Annotated in this window: 15 protein-coding genes and 1 pseudogene; 2 read left to right on the top strand and 14 right to left on the bottom strand. The window is 47.9% G+C overall.

The genetic code is table 11. The features are described 5' to 3' along the window. Nucleotides 1-10: 10 nt before the first annotated feature. The 11 genes and pseudogenes from ACSAZK_RS08575 to ACSAZK_RS08525 form a co-directional block, all read right to left on the bottom strand. Complete coding sequence (locus ACSAZK_RS08575) at nt 11-2,017, bottom strand: hydantoinase/oxoprolinase N-terminal domain-containing protein (protein WP_440956922.1); 2,007 nt, start codon at nt 2,015-2,017, stop codon at nt 11-13. Nucleotides 2,018-2,402: 385 nt separating this feature from the next. Beyond that, a pseudogene (locus ACSAZK_RS08570) lies at nt 2,403-3,215 on the bottom strand (cation diffusion facilitator family transporter); the annotation flags it as partial. A 12-nt stretch (nt 3,216-3,227) separates the two neighbouring features. Continuing rightward, complete coding sequence (locus ACSAZK_RS08565; protein WP_440956921.1) at nt 3,228-3,374, bottom strand: hypothetical protein; 147 nt, start codon at nt 3,372-3,374, stop codon at nt 3,228-3,230. Between the two features lie 498 nt (nt 3,375-3,872). Next, nucleotides 3,873-4,457 carry an acetate uptake transporter gene (locus ACSAZK_RS08560; protein ID WP_440956920.1) on the bottom strand — a complete coding sequence of 195 codons (585 nt, stop codon included), beginning with the start codon at nt 4,455-4,457 and terminating at the stop codon, nt 3,873-3,875. A gap of 51 nt (nt 4,458-4,508) precedes the next feature. Next, complete coding sequence (gene mtaB / locus ACSAZK_RS08555) at nt 4,509-5,894, bottom strand: methanol--corrinoid protein co-methyltransferase MtaB (RefSeq protein ID WP_440956919.1); 1,386 nt, start codon at nt 5,892-5,894, stop codon at nt 4,509-4,511. 15 nt (nt 5,895-5,909) lie between these two features. Further along, nucleotides 5,910-6,686: a methanol--corrinoid protein MtaC gene (mtaC, locus tag ACSAZK_RS08550; RefSeq protein ID WP_440956918.1), complete on the bottom strand. Its 777-nt coding sequence runs from the start codon at nt 6,684-6,686 to the stop codon at nt 5,910-5,912. 711 nt (nt 6,687-7,397) lie between these two features. Then, a complete protein-coding gene (locus tag ACSAZK_RS08545; protein ID WP_440956917.1) occupies nt 7,398-7,595 on the bottom strand; it encodes a hypothetical protein in 198 nt (65 codons plus the stop codon). Between the two features lie 252 nt (nt 7,596-7,847). Beyond that, nucleotides 7,848-8,882, bottom strand: a complete 1,035-nt coding sequence (locus ACSAZK_RS08540; protein ID WP_440956916.1) for a GTP-binding protein — start codon at nt 8,880-8,882, stop codon at nt 7,848-7,850. Between the two features lie 518 nt (nt 8,883-9,400). After that, on the bottom strand, nt 9,401-11,008 hold the full coding sequence (locus ACSAZK_RS08535) for a TCP-1/cpn60 chaperonin family protein (RefSeq protein ID WP_440956915.1): 1,608 nt from the start codon (nt 11,006-11,008) through the stop codon (nt 9,401-9,403). 356 nt (nt 11,009-11,364) lie between these two features. After that, the gene (locus tag ACSAZK_RS08530; protein WP_440956914.1) at nt 11,365-11,952 is read right to left on the bottom strand and encodes a hypothetical protein; all 588 of its coding nucleotides are present in this window, start codon (nt 11,950-11,952) and stop codon (nt 11,365-11,367) included. Nucleotides 11,953-12,080: 128 nt separating this feature from the next. Continuing rightward, nucleotides 12,081-13,976 (bottom strand): uroporphyrinogen decarboxylase family protein, encoded by a 1,896-nt coding sequence (locus ACSAZK_RS08525; RefSeq protein ID WP_440956913.1) that lies wholly within the window; start codon nt 13,974-13,976, stop codon nt 12,081-12,083. Between the two features lie 1,162 nt (nt 13,977-15,138). Between ACSAZK_RS08525 and ACSAZK_RS08520 the strand changes: the two genes are divergently transcribed. Then, complete coding sequence (locus tag ACSAZK_RS08520; RefSeq protein ID WP_440956912.1) at nt 15,139-15,855, top strand: helix-turn-helix transcriptional regulator; 717 nt, start codon at nt 15,139-15,141, stop codon at nt 15,853-15,855. A 162-nt stretch (nt 15,856-16,017) separates the two neighbouring features. Here the strand turns inward: ACSAZK_RS08520 and ACSAZK_RS08515 are convergent, their stop codons facing one another. From ACSAZK_RS08515 to mtaA, 3 genes are all read right to left on the bottom strand, one after another. After that, complete coding sequence (locus tag ACSAZK_RS08515; RefSeq protein WP_440956911.1) at nt 16,018-17,214, bottom strand: GTP-binding protein; 1,197 nt, start codon at nt 17,212-17,214, stop codon at nt 16,018-16,020. 78 nt (nt 17,215-17,292) lie between these two features. After that, nucleotides 17,293-18,912, bottom strand: coding sequence for a methylamine methyltransferase corrinoid protein reductive activase (locus ACSAZK_RS08510; RefSeq protein WP_440956910.1), 1,620 nt, complete (start codon nt 18,910-18,912; stop codon nt 17,293-17,295). 316 nt (nt 18,913-19,228) lie between these two features. Continuing rightward, complete coding sequence (gene mtaA, locus ACSAZK_RS08505; RefSeq protein ID WP_440956909.1) at nt 19,229-20,248, bottom strand: methylcobamide:CoM methyltransferase MtaA; 1,020 nt, start codon at nt 20,246-20,248, stop codon at nt 19,229-19,231. 580 nt (nt 20,249-20,828) lie between these two features. Between mtaA and ACSAZK_RS08500 the strand changes: the two genes are divergently transcribed. Then, on the top strand, nt 20,829-23,552 hold the full coding sequence (locus tag ACSAZK_RS08500) for a cation-translocating P-type ATPase (protein WP_440956977.1): 2,724 nt from the start codon (nt 20,829-20,831) through the stop codon (nt 23,550-23,552). Nucleotides 23,553-23,810 lie beyond the last annotated feature (258 nt).

Genomic DNA, 23,810 nt, shown 5'->3' with positions numbered 1-23,810 from the left:
TTCCTTTTTCTCAACCTGCTATGGAATTTTTCGGAATTCCCACACCTACGTAAACAAGCTTCGTTTCCATGGGGGGGCCTGTCCATCCTTTGGGTGCAAGGTTTTTTTTGTTGACTTCTACCCTTATATCTTCTTTTCCAAGTCCCGCATTTTGCATATAATCCATTACAAGCTGCTTTCCGATTTTTTCTGCATATTCCTGGGCTTCGGGATGTCTTTCGAATTTTTTCCTGCCCAGGGGGGAAAAGACAATGTACACGTTTTTCTTTTCCTGGTTCAGGGTATCCCTTATAATCTCGCTTTCGGCGCATCCCTCTGAACTGTCAGCTGCCAGCTCTTCGGATTTCGGGACAACTTTTGTTTTTATGAGAATCTCAACCCTTTTGATTCCCTTCCCTACAAGGGCTCCTACGGCATTTCCGACGTCGGCATGTTCCGGAACCCTGAAATCGGCATCAATGAGTTTTTTCATGTCTTCGGCGTAAGCCCCTACGGGTCCTCCCAGGAGGATGATCGGGATCTCTATCCTGAAGCGTGTAAAGTGGCTGTTCGAAAGCACCCTATCAATTTCGTTTCTGGGCATTCCTTCCACGAGATAGGCAATGAGGTCCTGGGCAATGTTGAGCGCAACCTTCTGCTTCACTTCCATACTGAACTTTTCAGGGGCCTGTTTTAGCAGTCTTCCGAGCATGGATGCTCCAACCTTTGAAGCTTCGACATCCCAGTCCGTATATTCTCCCAGGACGTGCAGGGCGTCTGTGGGGGTGAAGCCTATTGCCTGGATCAACCTCTTCTGGATAAGGGAGTCCAGGACAAGAACGGATGGCCTCTTTTGAAGGTTCACGATGAGGTCGCCGTAGGATACGGGTTCTTTCTTTATATGCCTGTAGACCTCTCTTTCCCTCTTCGTCAATTCAATGGGCGTGAAATCAGTCCTTATGAAAAATTTGGTTGCCTGGACGTTTTCGCCCAGATGGCTCTTGGAAACCCTGTTCTTTTTCAGTTTTTCCAGGAAATCCGGGTACATTGCGGATGCCCTGCAGAGGGGGATAACCCGGCGGGGGCCCACACGAACCCTCTCGTGCTTTACCCAGACGTGGCTGTCTCCTCCGGTGGCCGAGGTTTCCATACGGATGGCTTTCACGCGGGTCTGCCACCCCCCGACGACGGCTCCCGCACTGCTGAGTTCCGGGAGTCCGTTTTGCATCATTGCAACATCCGTACTCGTGCCTCCAACGTCGATTACTGCGCAGGTGGCAAGCCCGCTGAGGTGAGATGCCCCTACCAGGCTTGCAGCGGGTCCGGAAAATATTGTCTCGATGGGTTTTTCCAGGGCTTCTTCGATTCCCACTACCGAGCCGTCACATTTCAACATCAGCATATTTGCTTCGATTCCCCGGATTTCGCACTCCTCGATGATGGACCTTGTGAATTTGTGGGTGATAGGGATTAGCTGGGCGTTTAGAAAAGCGGTAACTGCCCTTTCATAGGCGCCGAGGTCCTGGGACAGTTCGTGGCCGCAGACAACAGGGTGCCCCGTGAGTTCCTTCACTGCCCTCTTGACAGCGAGCTCGTGTTCCGGGTTGCGGGTGCTGAAATAAGACGAAACAGCAAAAGCCGAGACCTTATCTTTTACCTTCAGGGCAAACTCTTCAACGGCTTTCATTTCCAGGGCTTTCAACTCTTCCCCATCGCTGTTATGTCCTCCATCCACGGATATCCAATAGTTGCTGGGAAGGTCTTCGGGAATTACGTAGTCCCCTACCATGATCAGCCCAACGGGAAAGCCGGTTTTTTCCAGGATGGTGTTAGTGGAAAGGGTGGTTGAAACGGATACCAGTTTTATATCCTTGAGATACCCCGGGTCCAGGTTGTCAATTGCGTTCTTCATTCCCGGGAGGGGATCGGGGTAGGTGGTGAGTGCTTTGCTGGAGGCGACTACCATTCCATCAGAATCCCTCACGATGGCCGCATCTGTATAGGTCCCTCCTGCGTCAATTCCCAGACTGAATTGCATTTCTTATAAACCTCTTTTATGAGTTGGATTGTTAATTTTATTTATTGCCCTTTCTCCGGATTGCTAATTTCCAGATTGCTAATTTCCGGATTGCTAATTTCCGGATTGCTTGTTTGCAGATTATTGGTTTGCAGATTACCGACGCTTTCTCTTCTAACAGGCGGGTCTTCAGGCCGGAAGTCAGCTTACTCTTATGCTTCTTTTTATTTTTCGATTGATTATTAAGCTTTGTTCCGTTCCGGAAACATGTGCGTATTTATGGAGCTCAATATGCTGTTTTTCCCCTTATGGCTCCAGTTTTTTCTTAATTCCTTCCTATAATTATCGTGGTTTCTCCCCACGATTATATCTATTTTATTATTTTAATCGGTGAATATAATTATTATTAATTTTTGGATATTAAGTTTTTCCCTATACTCTTTTCGGGGAATCTGCTTATTTTTCTGAAGGGGCAGTTCCTTCTCTGGTCAGGTTCCGCTTTTATCAGGGTATAGGTCTCTTCCCCATAAGCGGCTTTTAGTCGCTCTTCCACCCTGCTTGAGATTCCGGCTGCTTCCCTGATGTTCAGGGAGTCTTTAACGTTGATGGAAACATTAATTGCAATGTTTTTCCCGATTCTCCGGGTCTTGAGTCCGCGGCAGGATATGACTCCTTCCGTTTCGCTTATTAATTTCCTAATGTTCAGGTTGCTTTCCTCGTCAAGGGACGCTTCTATCAACTCATCGGCAGTTCCGTAAAGAGCCCTACCCGAGGCTTTCAGCACGAAGAGACTCAGGAAGACTGCTGCAATGGAATCGGCGGCTGCCCATCCCCTCCCCGGGAGAAAAGTGCATCCAATGCCGAGAAGTACGCATCCTGAGAAGAATATCTCCTCGCGTAGGGATAGGTACTTTGCAGGCCTGCTGCCACCGGGATAAAGCTTCACGTTTTCCTTCCCGCCTAAACGCAGAAGGACCCCCTTTGATAAAGGGGATACAGCAGCCGCAAAAAAAGCAGAAATCCCCGGATTTGCGGGATCCTGACCTTTTATTAGTATAATAAGCTCTCCCGTACCCTGGGAGAGGATCTGAATCCCTGCTAGGAGCAGCATAGCTGTCCAGGCCCCCTTATAGAGGGTCGCAACTTTCCCGTGTCCGTAGTTGTGGGACATGTCTTCGGGTTTGAGGGATATGCGGTGGTCCAGGAGTTTCATGGCCCCGGCTGTGAAATCCTAAAAAGAGCGGACTGCATCCGCGAGGAGTGCCGTACTGTTCCCGAAAAATCCTGCGACCAGTTTGAAAATAGTCAGCATCAGATTCAGGAGCAGGCCTTTGCCGGGCATGCCCTTTGCTTTTTTTAATGTGACTTCCGCTTTCATTTTGGAATGCACCAGTCCGTTGAATTAATTAGTCCTCCTTTGTGAAGCGGAGCTTTCTTGAGCGGGTGGGTAGTGGGGAGTGATTATTTGTTAAAAATGTGGGGTTGAAGTGAATTGCTGGCAAATAAACCATTTGCATAAAGGATGCACGGTTTTTGCTTAGAAAGGATAATTGAAATTAATAACAGGTGTTTTCAGGTTCAGAGGGTTTGAATTGTATTTATTTTCAGGTTCAGAGGGTTTGAATTGTATTTATTTTCAGGTTCAGAGGGTTTGAATTGTATTTATTTTTAGGTTCAGAGAGTTGCAAATAAATTGAAAACACAGATCTTGAGACCTGTGTTCTTTTTTTTGCGGTTGGATTGATAGGGTCTTAATGCCGTTTTTTCTTTGAGGTTTTTTCGGGTTTCGACGTGTCTGTACAACGTGTCTGATATTTCCCGGTCTGAAGCCATTTTCCGTTTTTAACCGGGGTATGCTATTGTATGCTGTTTATTTTCAGATTGGAGCAACTGTCTTTCCGTAGATTTCATTCAGTACCATGGAAAGGGCAGTGTAAAGGGCTCCGAGGCCCATAATAAGTCCAACAATTCCGGCAACTACAAGCAGTCCGGTGCTTCCGGTTGCGTTAACGACCGCCAGCAACATAAACAATATAAATAATGTAACAAAGACGAACTGGATTGCCCTTACTCCGATCTTCATTGTAGCAATCAGCATGACAAAGGTGTAGACACCCCAGATAAAGAGGTATGCAGCCATTGCGGTTGCAGAGGGTGTTTCAACCCAGCCCAGTGCAGGCATGACTATAAGTCCTGCAAGGGAGAACCAGAACAGTCCGAAGGCCGAAAATGCAGTTCCTGCAAAGACATCGCCCTTTTTCCAGGCCATCATCCCTGCAAATACCTGTGCAAAACCTCCTAAGAATATCGCCATGGAGACGATCATGGATCCTACCGGGTAAACCCCGATGTAGCTCAAACTCAACAGGACAGCAGACAGGCCAAGGCCCGTGAACCCGAGAGGGGCAGGGTTTGCGGTCTTGTCTATAATTAAAGTTGCAACTCCTTCGTTTTCGGTCATCAATATCCCCCTGAAGCCATTTTTCCAAAATAAAAAAAAGAAGTTTAGGGCTTAAAGCCCGTAGTTTTCCGGACGGAAAACTGCAACTTCTTCTTTGAATCTGGTCAGGCAGTCGCTCATGAACTTGTCGCCGTCGTCGGGGAGCGCATCAAGGTCATCTTTGACTTTTGCAAGGGCGTTGATCTCGAACCTTGTGAGTTTGAGCTTGCCGGATGCGACACCTTCGTTGATAATGTTGCAGCATTCGACGGCTGCGTTCTTGGTACGGAGGTAGTTGTCTTTTCCGTCCTTGGCAATTGCCTCTCCTACTCTGTAGGCATTGTCGTAGGCAAGCACATAGCCCTGTGGGTCTCTGTACTTGTCAGAGAGGGTGAACAGGTCCCTGAGGCCTTTTGCCTTTCCGGCCTTAAGGGCTGTGTTCATGAGGGAACAGTCATATGCAAGGGACTCTCCCCAGCACTGGACACTTGTACCGCCGAATTCACCGTGGTATTCCACGGATTCGTTGGACCAGAGGTCACAGCACTGCATGACCAGGTTACCCATAACATCGGAGTGGGCACAGGTTGAGCTCTTACCTTCCTGGGCGATCGGGACACCGGAGATGGACTTGATGATGGTGTTTTCATATCCGCAGTCCTTACCCGGACCGGTTGCACCTGCTTCGTATGCACAGAGGGACCTTCCGGCTGCAATTGTCCTTGCAACGATTGCGATGGTGTGGGCAAGGTTCTTGTCCAGAAGACCACCGGCGATGAACATTGCAGTGTTTGCCTGGGCACAGTCGGTGTCACCGGCTGCAACTACGCCGTTCTTCTTGGCGATGTCCGCAACGCCGGTCCAGACAGTTTCCATGTCCATGGAACCAAGTACACCGATACCGAAGAGAATACCTGCAGTGTCGTTTCTCAGGATAGAGTAGTCGAAGACTTCCTTACCACCCATACTCTCGACAGACAGGAGGTCTGCACCGTTCTGGGCAACCTGCTCGAAGGATTCCATAAGGAGATCGAACTTGTCTCCGGTGAGTTTCAGATAGTCACGGTCTTCACGGATGTCTCCGGGGGTGTGGCGAAGTGCGCACTTGATCCCGTATTCATCGTGGTACTCTTCCATGATGGTCTTCTGAGCGTGGGCAACAGCGCCTCCCCATTCGGGGTTGTTGGTCATCTGTTCCACGTGTTCGGTTTCAAGCACTACTGAAGGTGCACCGATCTGGACCATCCTTGCCATTGAGTCAGTGGTGATCCTTTCGTATTCCTTAATGAGTTTTTCCTTGGACTTGCCTGCCTGAGGTCTGGGGGCATAGTTAATTTCAGGGGTTGTGTAGCCTGCACCGATCTCAAGGCCGAGACCTGCCTTTACTGGGAATTTTGCGTTCCCGAAAAGCATGTCGTCTGCGCTAGCATAAGCCATTGAAGTGTATTTCTTTACCATTCTTGCTCCCTCCGATTAGTGCTTGTGGAATTCCTCTCTTAATTTCTCAATCCCTTCTCCGTTTTCGACAATGAAGTTTGCAATCTTCACTGCGTCAGAGGCTTCTTCACCATAGACTCCGAGGTCATACTGAGCTACAAAGTCCTGGTTCACAGCACCGCCACCACATGCGAAGGGGAGCTTGATGCCCTTTTCGAGGAGCTTGTCGTTGATTTCCTTGAATGCATACATGGTGGTTGTCATGAGAGCAGTACCGGTGACTAACATTGGCTTTTCTTTCTCTACAGTCTCGATAACTTCGTCAACCGGGCAGTCCCTTCCGAGGTCAACTACTTCGTAGCCGCTTGCTCTCAGGAGGGCAGCAACAATGTTCTTACCGATATCGTGGACGTCACCTTCTGCGACGTGGCAGACAACCTTACCCTTGGGTTCGGGCACTTCAGTGGTCTGAGTCTTACAGAATTCTATACCTTCCAGCATGGCGTCTGCGGACATCATTACGTTGGGAAGGAAAATGATCCCTTCATCGTAGAGCTGGGATACAACACCCATCCCTACCATCAGAGATTCGTTGATCAGGGCGATAGGGTCTTTTCCTGCATCGATTGCGGCTTTGAGGCCGTCAACTACATCGTCTTCTTCACCCTCGTAGATTGCCTTTGCAATCGGGTAGATCAGTTCGTCCTTCGGGTAAAGCTCTTCTGCAGCTTCATCAGGAGTCATTTCCTTTTCGAGGGCGACGTTATAGCGTACTAATATGCCATCGATGTCTTCCAGTTTCAAATCCAACATATTTTAACCTCCAATATGAAAGAAGATGGTCTCAGATTCGCTCAAATCCTTGACCTGGCAAGCTGCTGTCCCGGTAGTCTCCGGTTTTTTCCCGAATAAAAATGTAGATGAATTCGAAAACCTCCATAATCGAAGTCTTCCACATTATGAGAGAGTTTTGGACAACCCATTGTAGTGCGTTTTACAGCACCTTAGTGTTGGCATCTGTGGCCCGGTACTTTTCGTTTTTGGGGCACCCTGAAACAATGTGTTCCGTTTTTGCACCTTAGCAGTATGACCCGTTTTTCAGGTGCTTTTCGAAGTATCCTCCGGGGGGTTTCATTTCCCTGGATCTTTTTGTTTCTGGTGCCCTTTGGGCTTTCTCTTCCCAGTGATTTACAGGGGTGTATCCTCCCTGATTATTCGGGAATGCACTTGCAAAAAACAGTTAGATTTATTTGCTTATACCTTAACCGATGCTAATTTTTCGGCGCCGATAATTTTATACTTCTATGCAGAATTTTTCGTGCATATGATTTAATCAAAAAAAAGTTTTTTTTTGCTGGCATTGATCTGGTCAACGCCTTTAAAATTTACCGGGCAATTGTTTTTCTTATAGTACCATGCTCCGGTTGCGCAGGGTCCGAAATTCTCCTATATCTTCCGGATTTTAGTTTTACTCAAGTGAACTTGTTTTTTATGGGGTGGGTTCAAATGTCCAAAAACAGCTCTTTATATGTCTGTTTTTTCCAGACATATTAAAGTTAACTGATTCTTCGCCTCAAAGTTTATGAAACTTTCGATATTGTCTCTCTTCTCGGGAAAACAGGCAGATGGTTTCAAAGTTTTTTTCTGGACATTATCCTCTGCATTCAGAGTTGCCCAATTATCTGTCTTTTTTCTGCCGTTTTTTAATTTTTTTTCGAACATTGCCCTCTCGGGTTATTATGGCTTTGTCCTGATTTTTTCTTCTGTCTAAAACCCGATAGACAGTTGATTGCCTCCGGTTCGACGTCCGGATTTTTAGTCTCCGTACCCTGAAGGAGTTTCTTTCTGAGACGGTGGCGATGACCGTCTTATTATATATAAATTTTTCGCAAAGCCATCCGGGGGGAGCCGGATCCGGAAAACTCACGGCTTTTCACCTCCCTGAATTTCCGGGGGCATTTGAATTTCTTATTTTTAATGGCACTCGCAGTAGTTTACTTCATGCATTGTTTTTTTGAAAGATAGCTGCTGGTTTTCGAGCTGCTCGTAGACAGCCGCATCCACAGCTTTGACAAGTTCTTCTTTTGACATATACGTAATTGCGGAGAGTACTTTGATTTTCGACCGGGAGCTTGCGGTTTTTTTAAGGACTTCTATCTCCGGACTTTCATGGGCTGAGGTCACGCTTCCCTTTACCAGGGTTTCCTGGTGGGTAAAGGATAATTTTATGTGCCCGATAAACTCCGGGTTCAGTTCTTTTGCCCGGTCCCTTATGTCTTTCAGGATCTGCCCGGTAACTGAGACTGCAATTTCCGGGGAAATTTCCGGAGAACTTATCTCAAATGCTGATGAATAAGCCGAAACTCCTGACACGTCTATGGAATTCCTTCCTTCTGGTGTCGATTTTTCCTGGCTGTTTTCTCCCAGTATTCCCAGCAGGGTATCGAAGGCGTCCCCTTCCCGGGCAGAGAAATGGAACATCCTGGCTTTCGGATTCAGCTTACGCAAAAAGACGCAGATTTCCAGAAGCCTCTCCCTTTCGATGAGATCTACTTTGTTTATGGCCATTACCTCGGCCTCATCTATCTGGTTTAGCATGAAGTTCTGGAGCTCTTCCGGGTTGGTACTGAGGCGGCTTGCGTCCACAAGGTTTACTATGGGGGCAAAGGAAAGTCCCGGGAGATTCATTTTTTCTATATTCCCTTTTATCTGTCTTGGAAAGGCTATTCCGGTAGGTTCTATTATAATAGTATCCGGACGATATTCGGACATCAGGCTTTTTATCGTATGTTCCATGCTGATCCTGAGGGTACAGCAGATGCAGCCGTTTGTGATCTCCCTGGTCTCAACTCCGGGCCCCGAAACCGTGTCTCCGTCAATCCCGATTTCCCCTATCTCATTGACGATGATCGCTGTTTTTTGTCCCCGTTTTCCCAGGTGTTCTATTATCTTCCGGATCGTTGTGGTCTTCCCGCTTCCCAGGAAGCCGCCGATTATCATGCACTTCATGGTTTTTCCCATCCTCTGTACAGCTTCGTCTGCACGAAATCAAAAATCAATTTGAAAAATTGGCAGTATCTATCCCTTTATCCCTTCTGATCGGGAGGGTGCCCCTTTCACTCCTGGAGGGTCAGGGTGAGGGGCTTTCCGATCCATTGTGTTTCAGGTTCCTCGGAGCTTCCCTGCCCGGTAAATGGCAAACCGGTTTAGAGAGCGCATCCTTCCTGATTTCAGGTTCCGGGTGCCCCATGTGGTGCCTGGAGCTTATAGGCTTCGGGTCCCGGATTTTTTTTGTCTCTTGTTTTCTGGCTGGAATTCCCCGGCAAAATGGCAAAGCCGGGTTGGTCCAACCTTCCTGAGTTCCTGTGGATATATACTGTCCTCTCCCCGGGAAGGCATAAAATGGCAAATATGTACTTCCCGGGGTAAGGCGTTGCAGGTCTTACTCACTTCTTGGGGGATATTGATAACAATGCCCATAGAGAGAGGAGTTCGGGCACTGTCATCAGCGTGATGTATTTTTTCATTCAGGTTTTTGGGATTATCTCGTCAATCCTGAGTACGTTTCTTGCTGTTTCTGTTGCCGAGACCAGGGCCAGTTTCTTTACCGTTGCTGAATCGTAGACTTTCGGCCCTTTATCCGTTACTTTCCCTGAGATGTCTATCCTTGCCTCCACTCCTCTTGTGTAGGCGTTTCTCATCTCCACCATCGCATCAATGGTTTTCATGCCCGCGTTTTTCGCAAGGGTTTCCGGGACTCTTTCCAGGGCTTCGGCATATGCCAGGATAGCCAGCTGTTTCTTTCCCTGCTGGGTTGCCGCAAAGAGCCTTACCATATGCGCAAGCTCAAATTCAATTGCGCCTCCTCCGTTTACTATTTCCTTGTTTTTTATGAGGAAAGCTGCATTATTGAGTGCGTCGTCCACGGCTTCTTCCACCTTGTCCAGCCCGTACCTTGCCGGGTCCCAGATCAGGATCGTGGAGATCGGCTTTCCCTTCACCGTTATGAAGACAAAGTTCTCCCTGTTTCGTTTTTCAAGCTTAATCCTGTCGGCTTTACCAAGGTGCCGGGGCAGGATCTCGTCATTCTTGCTCATCAGGGACGTCCCCACGGCTTTCGAGAGCTTTTCCAGGTCTTTCAGCTTCAGCTTCTTGAAAGCCAGTATATTACTGTCCCTGAGCAGGGTCTCTATGTAGGGGTCGATATCTCCCTCGCAGAAGAGGACGTTTGCTCCCGAGTTAATTATTTTTTCCGCAAGGGTCCTGCACATCTCCTTCTTCCTTTCCTCAAACATAAGGGCTGTTTGAACGGAATCCATTCTCAGGTTGTGCTGGGGGTTGAGGTATTCGCTTTTTATCTTGAGGTCGTAATTTATTATGAGCACCGAAGGGTTTTCGAAATCTTTTGGCATGTCCACCCTTGCCGGGTTTTCATCCATTATTATGCCTTCCAGGGCTTCAATCCCCGGTCCTCCTACCTTTTTGAGGATCTTCACGTTTTTGTTGAGGTCGAGGCGGCCTTCCCTGGTTTCGTTCAGGTGCTCGATCACCCCGAGTACGATCTCCGTGATTGCCTCTGCCTGCTGCCTTTCCACCCCTTTTCCGGTAGCAGAACACATTATCGTTGTCCGAACGTCTTCTTCTCCTGCCTGCTTAATGCCGTACTGGAGCATCTCGTAAGCCTTTCTCAGGGCAAGTTCGTAGCCCTCGATTATGGTTGTGGGGTGGACTCCTGCTCTTCTCAGCTTTATTGCGTTTTTGATCAGGTTACTTGCCAGGATTACTGCGGTTTTCGTGCCGTCCCCGCAGGCTTTGTCCATTGATTCCGCAAGCTTCTTGAGGGACGTGACAATCGGGTGGAGGACGTCCATCTCCTTGAGGATCACTTTCCCGTCGTTTGTTACGAACACGTCGTTTACCGGGTTTATTATTATCTTGTTCATCCCCTTCGGGCCCAGGGATGATGCCAGGATCTCGTCGATTTCTACTGCTGCTCTTTCGACCTGGTCTATAAGCCCGTCTTCTTTTACCGGCTCGTTGATGAGAATCTTATCTCTTATTGTCCGGGCAAGTTTTGCCATTCCGTCCCGGCTTTCAAGATCAGTTCCGTTAGGTGTTTTTAGTTCGCTTGCCATGTTTTTCCCCAAGATAGCGTTGCTTTGAATCCTGATCTGTTGAGAGGTCTGCTATTTTTCCCCGCAGGCTCTTTGAAAGCCTGTAGGGAAATGTTCCGGTTTCGGTAACACCGATTTTTTGAACTATTTTCTCTGGACGTTTTTTATTGAAGGAGTTCGTTTTTTTTATTGAAGGAGGTTTTTGGATTTGTACAGCGTTTAATCGGAATTTTTATGATAGAGGTTTTGTTGAATTTGTTTACCGGCGTTTAATCGGAATTTTTATTGAAGGAGGTTTTTGGATTTGTACAGCGTTTAATCGGAATTTTTATGATGGAGGTTTTTGCCGGTATCTGGAAATTCTATCTTTTATGACATCAGGGAGTAATTCCTTTTTTGAGAAGCGTCTGTAAACGAGCGATAAGTTGCGTCTGTTTTTTAGTCCCAGGCTTCCTTTTCTTTCCGGGTTTCGGAACGCATGTGGATAAGGAATGTTTCTGCACACTCCTGAGATAAGCGTAAGGGTTTGTCATCGTAAGGCTAATTTCGGAAGGTAACCCGGTATCCCTGGGAAATGTGTATGCCACAGATGCGGAATCTGTTTTGAGTTCATAGCTTGCCGGGGCTGCTTCGATATCCGAATAACGGAAGAAAGCCCTCTGAGATGAGTGGCTGGGTTCCTGCAAATGAGTTACAGGAATGCGTACAGGAATCGGATTGATAGTTTTTTCTTCAGGTTCGGGTCTTCTCTGGTGTCTCATTTCCAGTTTCACCTCTTTCCTAAAGGGGTTATGAAGGTTCTCCACCATTTTCTGCAAAGATTTGCACACATTTTTTCCGCTCGATCCGTTCTTCGATCCGTTTTTGGATTTGTTTTTCGATCCGTTTTTCGATCCGTTTTTGGATCTGTTTTTGGATCTGTTTTTGGATCTGTTTTTGGAGTTCACCTGCACTTTTTTGGACACACATAAGGCTGCAGGAAACGGCGGGAACCTTATTATTTTTAGAGGGTGATGAAAGGGAGGGGAAAAATCCCGCCCTTTCTCAAAGCAAGTCGAAACTTGCTTTTTTCAGGAAACAACTATTTTTCGGCTTATCCGATGATGTTCTTGTAGATCTCCGGACCCTTTTCTGCTACAGTGTAGGTCTGGGCAGTGATGGAGTCACACGGTCCCTTTGGCGGCACTTCGCAACCGGTAGAGATCACATACTTGGACTGCATTCCGTTTTCCTTGAGAGTGGTAAGGACGCTCTCCTGGAGGGCAATGGTGTCGTTCCTGATCTTTTCGAGTCCTTCCGGACTGTTGTTCAGGAAGAGGATCGGGCTGACTTCCCCACCGAACATGACATCCTTTCCATAGTTCTCAATGAGGTACTTGTGGTCTTTGGACCCCTTGTCTGCCTCATCCGGATAGTAGGTGTAGCTGTAGTAGTCGGTGCCCCATTCGTTGATGAGGTCCCAGTGCGGAGCGTCGGCACAGTTGTGGATGACCATTGGCATGTCGTATTCCTTGTAGAGCGGGGCGAATACGTCCTTCAGGATCTTACCTTCGGTCTTCATGTATTCGTCTGCACCGAGGATGACATTGTTTGTCCAGAGGGTTACCAGACAGAGGTTGTCGGGCTGGGCTTCTTCGAACATCATCTTGGCCAGTTCCTTGCAGTACTCGGTGGTCTGGTCAAGGGCTTTGAGGACAACGTCCGGGTTGGTCTTGAGGTCGGAAAGCACACGGGTTGCTCCCATGATCTGGGTCAGGGCTACCATCGGACCTTCGAAGAGGGCAGTGTTGAGTGCGTTCTGTTCGCGGGTCTTTTCCGTTGCAAGCTTGTTGCCCTGGACCAGGTTGTATCCACGGGTTCCTTCCTTGATTTCGGGGACTTCCATGCTTTCGTAGTCTTCAAGGTGGCCGGTTGCTGCAGGGGTGTCCTCTTCAGGGAACCTGACTTCCGCACCAAAGTCCTTTGCGGCTATACAGAGGTCGGTCAGGCCGACGAAGTTGTCAATATGGAAGTACTTGGTACCTGCGGCTACACTGTCTGCAAACTTTTCTGCGTTTGTGGTGTAGTCTGCGTAGGAACAGGGTACGAACTTCCTTGAAAGGCCACAGACGAGAGGGGCGACCGGAAGCCTGTCAACCTTCTTGTCCTGGAAGGCTGCAACGAACCTTTCTTTCTTGGTAATTGTCTCGTTGAACTTGGGGATGACGGTGTCGTGTTCTTCGATGATCTTCTCAGCAGTGATGCTGCCAATGTCTATTTCTTCCCTGGTTCCTTTCTGGGCAAGGACTTCTTTGTACTTCATCTTGCTTTCTGCGATTGAGGAATCGCTCCAGGAATCTGCAGGAAGTGCGCTTGCAAGGGAAGTCATGGTTTCGACTGCTGTGCTGGCGTCAAGGGCTGTGCCGTCTGCACCAACGGAGTTTGCAAAGTCCTCGGAGATCGGGGCACCGCCTACCATAACTACGAGGGAGTCCCTGATACCTTCTTCCTGAAGCTGCTCGATAACCGTTTCCATGCCGCCCATAGTGGTGGTCATGAGTGTGCTCATGGAGATGCCGGTTGCCTTGTTTTCCTTTGCGACTTCTGCGAACTTGTCAAGAGGCACGTCGCAGCCGAGGTCGATCATGTTGAAACCTGCTGCGGTCATCATGGTCTTGACAAGGTTTTTCCCTATGTCGTGCACGTCTCCTTCGACGGTGCCGATGATCACGTTCTTGGGCTCAGCGCTTGTGTCTGCGTTGATGTAGGGAGTGAGGATGTCCATTCCTGCATACATTGCGTCAGCTGCGAGCAGAAGGCTTGGCACGAATGCTTCCCCCCTCTCGTACATGTCACTGATGATCTTCATACCCTTTGCAAGCCCGTCGACAATTGCTTCGTATGCATCGACTTCTTCATCAAGGGCTTTTTGTGCAAATTCTTCTGCAATGTCGTCGTCGCCTTCAACTACAGCATCCGCTAAAGCGTTCAGAATGTCTTCTTTTGCCATTGAAAATCTCCTTTTTTTGTGAAGGATCCAAACAGCCAGTTGTCTGCCTGTTTTTCCGGATCTTAATCCTTGATTTTTTACTGCATTTAGATCCTTTAACGGGTTCCACAGCCCGTCAAATCCCTAAATCCACTAATATACTCCTTAAATCCACAAAATAATCATCCCCTGATAAAATTCGTTTTTCCTTGTCCTGCTTCGCAGGATCCGGAAGCTTTTCTTAAGCCTGGAGCCTTGTATCTAAACTCCCATTCAGGTGAATGACTATTCCATATCAAAGGATATTTCCTAAAATATATAGCTTAACCGACCTCCCTTTTTATAAATACGCTAATATTTCCCCTCTTTAAAAAAAATACTTTTCTTTTAATTTTAGTCCTGCCTGTTTTTTGTCATATCTGCCTTTCTTGCACCCTGGGGAATTTTTCTTTTCCTTCCATGTTCATGTGTGCAATGCTTTTTGGCAGCCGGGTGATTTCCGATGGGATAGCTAAAAAATAGTTTTTCCAAAAATAAACGATTCTTTCAAAAAGGTTAGTTTTTCGAAAAACAGGGTACATTGAAAAAATGAGGGCATTGAAAAAATGAGGGCATTGAAAAAATGAGTGTATTGATTGAAGTTTCTCTCCAGGAGCTTAAGTGCGGGACCTTTTTTATTCTGTACCTGCGTAAACTCCTGGGGCTAATCGAATACGGTCTCAGGAGTGTCAAACTCTGCTTGTTAAAAATGGCGGTTCAATATATCATCGATCGTTTTTATAATTTTTGATTTTATTCTTCCCATAGTGGTTTAAATATTATATCAGTAGTCTTTGATATGGTCTTTATGATCAAGATTTAAATATTATACTCACAATATACTCTCTTGTACGTTGTTTGGAAGTTCTCTCCCATTTTATAAAAAATTAATGTTCAATCCAGATTTACGCTGGTATTGCAGAAACGGGTCAATAGTTATAATTTAAACAGTGGACTACTATGTGACACTTTGCAGGTCTTCGTAAAATCTGGGATTTCAATCTCGTGGGCTATACAGGATTGGGGATTTATTCCTGAAAGTAGCTACCTGAAATAAAACAGTATATGGTTGGAGGCTAATATATATATGAGTTCCCTGATTGATTTGATTTTTTTTTCTGAAAAAAGAAAAAATATCCTGATAATGTTAGCAAGCGGGCCAAAGGATATTGATGAAATAAAAGACACCCTCAATGTTAAGGCCTGTGCGGTAATGCCCCAGATTAAAAAATTGAAGGATATGGACATTATCGAGCAGAGAGGAAACATCTACGAACTCTCGGATATGGGGGAAGTGATAGTTGAAAAGATGCTCCCTCTTACCTCTCTTCTGGATGTCTTTGATGGAAACAAGGATTACTGGTCAAAACATGACAGAACCCCAATCCCAGGGCATCTGGTTAAGAAGATGGATATGTTAGGGAAGTGCACTCTGGAAGAACCCGATCTGGATCATCTCTTCGAGTTTCCAAAGGATCTGCTTGGCAGCGTATACAAATCAAAGACTCTCAAGTCCTTTTATTCTTTCTTCTGCCCTGATTGTCCTTCAATCCAGGCAACCTGCGCAGAGAATGGGGCTGAGGTGCATTTGATCCTTGACAAAAAGGTCTATAACAGGTTGGAAAATGATTTCGTGGATCAATATAACATTTTGCTTGAAAACAAGGTTTCCCTTTACATCTATTCGGGGGATGTAAAACTCTCATCTTTCATGGTTACGGACGATTTCATGATGCTGAAACTTTTTGGAAAGGACGGGGAGTTCGATCACAGAAAAATCATGAGTTTCACTCCCAGTGCCATCGAATGGTGTAACGAACTGGCCCAGTATTACATAGAACACTCCGAGAAGATCAATTGAAAAAGTAAATGAAAAAAGCAGGACCACCGGGAATCTGCGTTATAAATGGGGGTTTTCTGGTCCTGGTGGCCTGTGTCCGAATCCATAAGTTCCCGGATCCTTTTTTCTCAACACCCGGCGAGCGTCCCGGCGTTTTGTCTGCGTTTTTCACGCTCTAATTAATTAATGTTCATGATGTTCATGTTCATGATGTTCATGTTCATGATGTTCATGTTCATGATGTTCATGCTCACCATGGTTATGCCCGTGTTCGTGGGCATACTCTATTTTGTGGATGCTGATTTCCTTTTTCTCGAAAATTTCCTGCACTGAACTGTTCACGGCATCGAAGAGTTTTTCTGTCTTAACGTTTGATACCGCGGAGAGGACTTTCAAGGAGGGTTTTGCGTCGGGTTTTGAGTTTACTATATCTTCCTGGGGTTCTTCGGAGTAGATGGTTACGCTCTGTTTTACGGTTTCCGTGCCGTTGTCCAGGAAGAGCTTGATGTGCCCTATGAACTCGGGGTTGAGATCAAGGACTTTTGTTTTGATCCTTTCCATCAGCTCGGTGGTGATTTCTCTGGATACTTCCCTGTTAATGTCCTGCTTTTCTACCGCAAATTCCACAGCATAGCTCCCGACGCCCGAAGCTTCGATGGAACTTTCGGTTTCTCCGGGAGCTGCAGAGGCTTTGGTTGCTTCTTTTGCAGGAACTTTTTCTGCGGGGGTTTTTTCCTCTTCCTGAGGTTTTTCGATCTCCCTAGGCTTTTCCCCGGCGAATTCGGGGAGCAGCATTTGCATCAGGCTCTCGAACCTCTCGTCCATTGCTTTTCCGGATAACTGGATTACCTTTGCTTTGGGGTTCAGCTGCTGGACCGAAGCTTCAAGGATTGGGACCCTTATAGGCTCTATAAGGTCCACTTTGTTGATCCCGAGAATCTCTGCATCAATTATCTGCCGCATGGAGAAGTTTTTTACTTCCTTCATCATATGCTTGAAGCGGCTCCCGTCAATCAGAGTGACAAGGGGGGCAACTGTTACGCTTTCTCCCAGGTTCATAAGTTCGATATCTTCTTTAATTACATGGGGGAAAGCGATTCCCGTGGGTTCTACCAGGAGTATATCGGGCTTGTATTCTTTTGCAAGAAGGGTCACGGTTGTCTTCATGCTCACTTTAAGGGTGCAGCAGATGCATCCGTTTGTGATTTCCTTAGAGTCGAATCCGAACCTGTCGATTACATCCCCATCAATTCCGATCTCTCCGATCTCATTTACGATAATGGCGACTTTTTTCCCCTTGTCTGCGAGGTATTTGCCCATATTGATAATGGTGGTAGTCTTCCCGCTTCCCAGGAACCCTCCCACCACAATAACCTGCATTTTTTTCTCCTCCATTTGCTTCCGTTTTACTGCTCGTTACTTACCTTTCAATTCCAATAAGCTTTTCTTAGCTTTTTCTCAATTCCCTGCCACTGTCAGGTTTTCCCACTTGAACCTGTCTTCGGGGCAGGCATGGAGACAGCGCTGACAGTTTGCTCCATCGCAAAGGTCGGTCCTTATCCTTACTGTCCCGCCGTTGTCAACCCTGAGGGCCCCGTTCGGGCAGACCTTTACGCATTCGTGGCAGCCTTCACAGCCCTCAATGACCATGGTAAGGTAGGTCCCGACTTTATCGAGCACGTGCAGGCCTTCTTCTCCCAGTTCCGGGATATCCCTTTCGACCTGGCGGTCAATTTTCAGAATGGAGGAAGGTTCGTCAAGCATGGGGAGTTTTTTCTTTTTCAGGAACTTCTTATGCATTTTGAACATCATGCCTTCGTTCCAGTAGGCAAGTTCCAGCATGTAGCTTTCCTTGAAAGCTTCCGAAGTTGCAAACATCACGTGGGTCCCGACGATCTCCTTTGCAATTTTCTGCAGTTCCCAGAGCCTGTCTTCCGAGATCAGGATCTCCCGGGCCACGGTCAGGGAAGTGTTTCCGATCTGGGAGACATAACCTGCATTATAGGGGATCATTCCCACCTGGTGGGCCTTTGCGGCGTCCATGTATGTCCCGGCAGCTCCGGACATGTGGGCGATTTTCAGGTCTTCCATCTCGATACCGGCTTCGGCACAGAGGGTTATGTGGCCTGCCCTGATTGCCCCGATAGCTCTTCCGGCTTCGATCAGGTCTTTTTCTGTGAACTTGATCCCGTCCTGGAGGTGGATGACGCTGTCCGGGGTCAGGATCTTTGGGAGTGTTATCAGCTTGTTCCGCATCCCCGCTTCTATGAGGGCAATGACTCCCGTTCCCGTGATGCCCTTTGCCTTTGCATCACCTTTTTCCACCACATCCCCGGTCTTCGGGTTGACAAGGTCTCCTTTTACGGGGCTCATCTCTTTATCCAGGACATAGCAGCGGAGATTTTCCCCTTCGAACTCAACATCAGAGATTGTGTGGGGAGATGCAATGGACCCGAACTCTATTTCCTGACCCTCGAGGGCGGGACCCGCGGCTGCCGATCCCGTGTAGATGACCCCGTTTGCTTTCAGGGCCATTTCGGCGTTTGTCCCGTAGTCGGTTGCGATTGCGATTTCGTCGCTCCCAAGCATTCCTGATTTCTCGATGAGGGCAAGAGCATCGGCTCCGACCTCGTGCTTGATTGCAGGGGGGACGTAGAGCTTGCAGTTCTCGAATTCCTCGAAGCCTTCGATTTCGGACAGAGGAATTATACGGGCGTCCCGGTTTTGTTCTTCAATGTGGTATTTCTGTTTCTTGCGCTCTCCTGCATATGCCAGGTCTTCGATGGGAATCTCCTGGAAGATGGATAGCTGGATCGGGTTTCCACAGATTGAGAATTTTTCCAGCTCTTCAGGCTTTACTTCCAGTTCCTCAAGGATGTGCTTGACCGCGGTTACCGAGAGACCGTGGGCTTTGTCCTGTCCGTAGTGGATTGCAAAATCCAGGTGGTCCATCACGTTTGCGCCCGGCAGGGGGTTTCGCAGGGTTATGACGGTTTTTTGAATCGTTTCACTTTCCAGATCAATTTTCTGTGCCCTGAAACCACTGGTTCCAAGGTCGATTGCAACGCCTGTTCTCATATTTTAACCTCCTCCTGAAAAAATCTGAGACAATATCTGGTGAATGCGCCTCAAGCATTCATGAATTTTTTATAAATTTGAGTAAGTGTAATTATGAATGAATTTATGAATGAATTTCCCTTTGTGAGTTATTTTTTGAGTTGTTTACCTTAGTGGTAAGCCTTTGAATGCTGTAATTTAGGGTGCCCTAATTCCGGATATTTTGTCCTTCCCAACATCCAATAAAAAACAAAAAAATCCGGACAATGGTTCCTGAAGCCTGAATTTTGCCCCGGAACCTGTCCGCAAAAAAATAAAAGAAAATGGTTTTGCTGTTTTATGCGTAGTACTCGTTTCTTGCTGCTACAAGGGCCTTGACGTTCTCGAGCGGGGTCATGGGTGCAATACCACAGCCTGGGGCGAGCACATCAATGCCATCTGCAATGGCCTGTTTGCCTTCGGTAATGATCTTGTCAACAGGTCCGGGCAGGAGGGTGAAAGGACTGGAGATGTTTCCGACGAGCCTTGCCCTGTCTCCGATGACTTCCTTTGCCTTCTTCACGTCACCGATCTTTTCTTCGACGCTGAGTCCTTCAAAGCCGCAGTCTGCCATGTAGTCGATGACAGGGTTTACGTTCCCGCAGATGTGGAGGATGGTTACGGAGTTCACTTCAGAGGAGAACTTCTGCAGCCTTGACTGGAGGTACTGCTTGAAGGAGTCCGGGCTCATAAGGTCAGGGGAAGCGACGGGGTCTGCAACGGAGATGACGTCTGCGCCTGCTTCGACCATTGCGTTTGCGTAGATGACAGATGCTTCGGTTGCGAGGTCCAGAACCTGTTCGAAGAGTTCAGGTTTCTTGATGGACCATTTCATGAAGGACTTTACACTTGCCAGGTCGGAGGCAACGGTGATTGGGCCTTCCATACCGCCGATGATGGGTACGTCGGGGCCGACCTTTTCCCTGATGATCTTGATGGCTTCGAGCACTGCCGGAATCCTTCCTCTCTGCAGGAGGTCTTCGGGAATTGCTGCATCGTCCAGGCTCTTGGGGTAGGGGTGTCCGGTGACAGAGGGTTGTCTGTTCTTGGTACCCATGTTGATTTCACAGCCCATGGCTTCGACAAGGACGGTCAGGCAGTAGGGAACCCTGACAGCTTCGAGTCCGCTGAGTTCATGGTTTGCGAGGGCCAGCTTTGCCATAAGTTCGGCATCGGTGTGGGACTCCGGCCAGGGTGCTCCGACGACGTCCATGAGTTCTACGATTCCGGTCTGGGTAACAGAACAAACAGGTACCTTGTCAACTTCTTCGCCTTTCAGGGCGGCTAACAGTCTCGTTTTAAGTGTAAATTCGCTCATAATCGGTCATACCTTTTTTATTTATTTCTTATTACATTTATTTTAATTATATTTGCAGTTTTATTTTCTACTTTACGATATTATATAGACCTTTTCAATCCAAAATGTTTCATACTCAGGGCCTTTAAACTCCTGAGTCCTCAAACATCATTAAAAACCATAGGATATATGTAGGAGAAAAGGAGCCTGACAAAGCCTTTTGTCACTCCTTTTCATGTTCGCTTGCACAGGGCCGAGAACCTGAGCGTAAAATTAATTCTCAACCCTCTATTTTCGCATTGAGTAGAGATTATTTTTCGTTAGCAAGTTATAAAACATAATTGACGGGAATTTTTTTTTACCCTGTTTCTGATAAATGCGGTGAAAATTTTTGACTCGATAACCCGGGCATTTCAAGCTCCCGCCCCCGCTTCTTTTCGAAGTGTCAAGCTTATATGTCTGTGCGGCATTGAATATAGGGGGTACAATGGAGTAGGCAGCGGCTGAAGACAGGGAAGCTTTGTGCTCTCCCCGGGGCGACGAACACAGGATTCCCCTTCCGGAATTCCTGAAGTGTTTTGGGACGGATGAAAACGGGCTCATGGGGCGGGAGGCTGGCCGCCGCTTGCGGGACTGCGGCCCCAACGTCCTGGAAAATACGGGGAAAGAAGGCATAGCCCGAAAATACTTCCGACAATTCCGGAATTTCTTTTCTATCCTTCTGGCCATAGGAGCCCTTCTCTCTTTCTTAGCCGAGTACCTGGACCCCGGGCAGGGGAATCTATATATAGGGGTAGCTCTCGGGGGGGTCGTGGTCCTGAACGGGACCTTTACTTTTATCCAGGAGTACCAGGCCGAAAAGACCATGGAAAGCTTCCGGCAGCTTATCCCGCCCCATGCAAGGGTTTTAAGGGACGGGATGGTCCTTGACGTCCTGGCTTCGGAACTGGTTGTCGGGGATGTGATCCTTCTTGAGGAAGGGGACAAGGTCCCGGCAGACGGGCGTTTGATAGAGGCCAATTCCCTGAAAGTAGACAATTCCGCTCTCACCGGGGAAGCCGAACCGCAGTTGCGTTCTCTTAATTGCACCCATCAGGAAATGCTGGAGTGCAGGAACATGGTTTTTTCCGGGACCCTGGTGCAGAGCGGAAACGGAAAAGCTATCGTGTTCGGGACGGGAGCACACACCCAAATCGGGAACCTGGCTACCCTGACCGAACAGACTTCTGCCGTGGACACTCCTATCCGGAAGGAACTCAACCATTTCATAAAGGTAATTTCCTCAATAGCGATTTTCCTCGGGGTAACCTTTTTTCTGCTTGCCTTTTTCCTCCAGGACATCTTCCTTGCGAGCCTTATTTTTGCCATCGGGATCATCGTCGCCAATGTACCTGAAGGGCTCCTGCCAACAGTTACCCTTGCCCTGAGCCTTGCCTCTCGCCGGATGGCCGACAGAAAAGCCCTGATAAAACAGCTCGAGTCCGTGGAAACCCTGGGTTCGACCACGGTTATCTGTACGGATAAGACCGGGACCCTGACCCAGAACAAAATGGCTGTCCACTCCCTCATCATCGGGTATGAAGATGTGGACCCTGAAGAGCCTGAAGGTTCCGCAGGGGAAGCGGCAGGGCAGGAATCAGGTGTGAACACCGGAGAAATGCCTGCCGGAGGAGAGGTGATTTCCGGCGAGGGGCTGCCGGGTCCGGGCTGGGACCCCGCAAAGATTCCTCCTGTTTTCCTGCGGGTCGCCGGGCTCTGTAACAATGCGAGGTTTTCGGAAAGGGCCCCTGGATACACGGGGGACCCCACCGAAGGAGCCCTCCTGGTCTTTGCAAACGGCTTTACGGACCTGAAGGAACTCAATGTTAATTATCCCCGGCTGGAGGAATTCCCGTTTGATTCTCTCACCAAGCGGATGGAAGTCCTCTGCCGTACTCCCGAAGGCGGGCTTGAATCCTACCTCAAAGGGGCTCCGGAAATTGTGGTTGAGATGTGTGATTCCTTAATTGAGGCCGGAGGGGTGCGGGAACTTAGCAGAAGGGAGAAAGAAGAACTGCTGGACCGGCACCTGAGAATGGCGGAGAGGGGAGAGCGGGTGATAGCCCTTGCTTACAGGGAAGCGGAAAAGCCGGAAGAGTACACTGAAGGTTTCGTTTTCCTGGGTTTCATCGGGATTGTGGACCCCCCGCGCCCCGAAGCAAAAGGAGCTATTGCAAAGTGCCATGCTGCAGGGATCAAGGTAGTCATGATTACAGGGGATCATCCCGTAACGGCAGAGTCCATTGCCAGGGGTGTGGGGCTTGCGGATTCCGAAGCCCTGGAAATAATCACGGGGGACGAACTGAAAGCTCTTTCCAGAGAAGAACTTGCGGAGCGGTTGAAAAAGAAGAGTATAGTCTTTGCTCGGACCTCTCCCGTACAGAAACTGAAAATCGTGCAACTCTTCCAGGCCGAAGGGGAAATCGTCACCATGACCGGGGACGGTGTCAACGATGCCCCCGCAATCAAGAATGCGGATATGGGGGTTGCCATGGGCAGCGGCACTGATGTTTCCCGGGAAGCTGCGGACATGGTACTTCTGGACGACAACTTTGCCACCATTGTGAATGCCGTGGAAGAGGGCAGGACCGTCTTTGATAATATAAAAAAGTTTATTGCTTACATCCTTACCAGCAATATCCCCGAAATCCTGCCTTTTATCGCCTTCGTCCTCTTTACCCTGCCTCTCCCTATGAACGTGCAACTCATCCTGGCAATTGACCTGGGAACTGATATCCTGCCTGCCCTTGCCCTGGGGGTGGAAAGGGGAGAAGGGGATATTATGAGGCGCCCTCCCAGGTCCAGGGATGAAAAACTGCTTACTTCCCAGGTGCTCTTTACTTCCTACGGGATAAAAGGGCCGATAGAGGCAGCTGCCGGTTTTTTCTGCTACTTTGCCGTACTTTCCGGTGGGGGCTGGAGTTACGGGGAGCAGCTTGCAAACAACAATCCTCTCTATATGCAGTCGATTACGGCTTTTTTTTCGGCGGTGATTATCTGCCAGATTGCAAACGTCTTTACATCCAGGACCCGGTTACAGTCGGTCTTCACCAAAGGTCTTTTCAAAAACCGGTATGTCCTGGCAGGTATTGTGAGTGAGCTTCTTATCCTTTCCTTTATTATCTGGAGCCCCCTTGCCCACCTGATTTTCAATACCTCTCCCATTGACCTCAAATACCTGCTGCTCGCTCTCCCCTTTGCCCTCTTCCTTCTTGCAGTTGACGAACTCAGGAAGTATGCTCTCAGAAAGAACGTGGGCTGGGTCTCTCGCTCGTTCAGGTGGTGAGCTCCTCTAGTTTTAAATTATTTTCTACTCATTCCCTTTTTTTCTTTCATAAATGTATATATTTTTTTTAATTGTGTTTATAAGAAAAAAGAGTTTAACAGGGCCATTAACGCCAGTAATCAAATAATTTTTTATACTATGTAATACACAAAAAATATTTATATTGATTTCAAATTAGAATTATCACATCTCAATTAGAATTCTCATATCTCCTTTATACAGGTGGTCAATTCCCTCCGTATAAATGCTCTCAATTCT

It is taken from the genome of Methanosarcina sediminis, from assembly GCF_052056915.1.
Classification (GTDB): Archaea; Halobacteriota; Methanosarcinia; order Methanosarcinales; family Methanosarcinaceae; genus MTP4.
The sequence above is the reverse complement of the archived record's forward strand: the minus strand, read 5'-3'. Positions and strand labels throughout refer to the sequence as shown.

Bases quoted from the DNA above. Each gene is read 5' to 3' on its own strand.
- ACSAZK_RS08515 (WP_440956911.1), bottom strand. From the start codon at position 17,214: ATGCAGGTTATTGTGGTGGGAGGGTTCCTGGGAAGCGGGAAGACTACC.
- ACSAZK_RS08535 (WP_440956915.1), bottom strand. From the start codon at position 11,008: ATGGCAAGCGAACTAAAAACACCTAACGGAACTGATCTTGAAAGCCGG.
- ACSAZK_RS08500 (WP_440956977.1), top strand. From the start codon at position 20,829: ATGGGGCGGGAGGCTGGCCGCCGCTTGCGGGACTGCGGCCCCAACGTC.
- ACSAZK_RS08575 (WP_440956922.1), bottom strand. From the start codon at position 2,017: ATGCAATTCAGTCTGGGAATTGACGCAGGAGGGACCTATACAGATGCG.
- mtaC (WP_440956918.1), bottom strand. From the start codon at position 6,686: ATGTTGGATTTGAAACTGGAAGACATCGATGGCATATTAGTACGCTAT.
- ACSAZK_RS08560 (WP_440956920.1), bottom strand. From the start codon at position 4,457: ATGACCGAAAACGAAGGAGTTGCAACTTTAATTATAGACAAGACCGCA.
- ACSAZK_RS08520 (WP_440956912.1), top strand. From the start codon at position 15,139: ATGTTAGCAAGCGGGCCAAAGGATATTGATGAAATAAAAGACACCCTC.
- ACSAZK_RS08510 (WP_440956910.1), bottom strand. From the start codon at position 18,912: ATGAGAACAGGCGTTGCAATCGACCTTGGAACCAGTGGTTTCAGGGCA.
- mtaA (WP_440956909.1), bottom strand. From the start codon at position 20,248: ATGAGCGAATTTACACTTAAAACGAGACTGTTAGCCGCCCTGAAAGGC.
- ACSAZK_RS08525 (WP_440956913.1), bottom strand. From the start codon at position 13,976: ATGGCAAAAGAAGACATTCTGAACGCTTTAGCGGATGCTGTAGTTGAA.
- ACSAZK_RS08540 (WP_440956916.1), bottom strand. From the start codon at position 8,882: ATGAAGTGCATGATAATCGGCGGCTTCCTGGGAAGCGGGAAGACCACA.
- ACSAZK_RS08545 (WP_440956917.1), bottom strand. From the start codon at position 7,595: ATGTTCGAAAAAAAATTAAAAAACGGCAGAAAAAAGACAGATAATTGG.
- ACSAZK_RS08565 (WP_440956921.1), bottom strand. From the start codon at position 3,374: ATGAAAGCGGAAGTCACATTAAAAAAAGCAAAGGGCATGCCCGGCAAA.
- mtaB (WP_440956919.1), bottom strand. From the start codon at position 5,894: ATGGTAAAGAAATACACTTCAATGGCTTATGCTAGCGCAGACGACATG.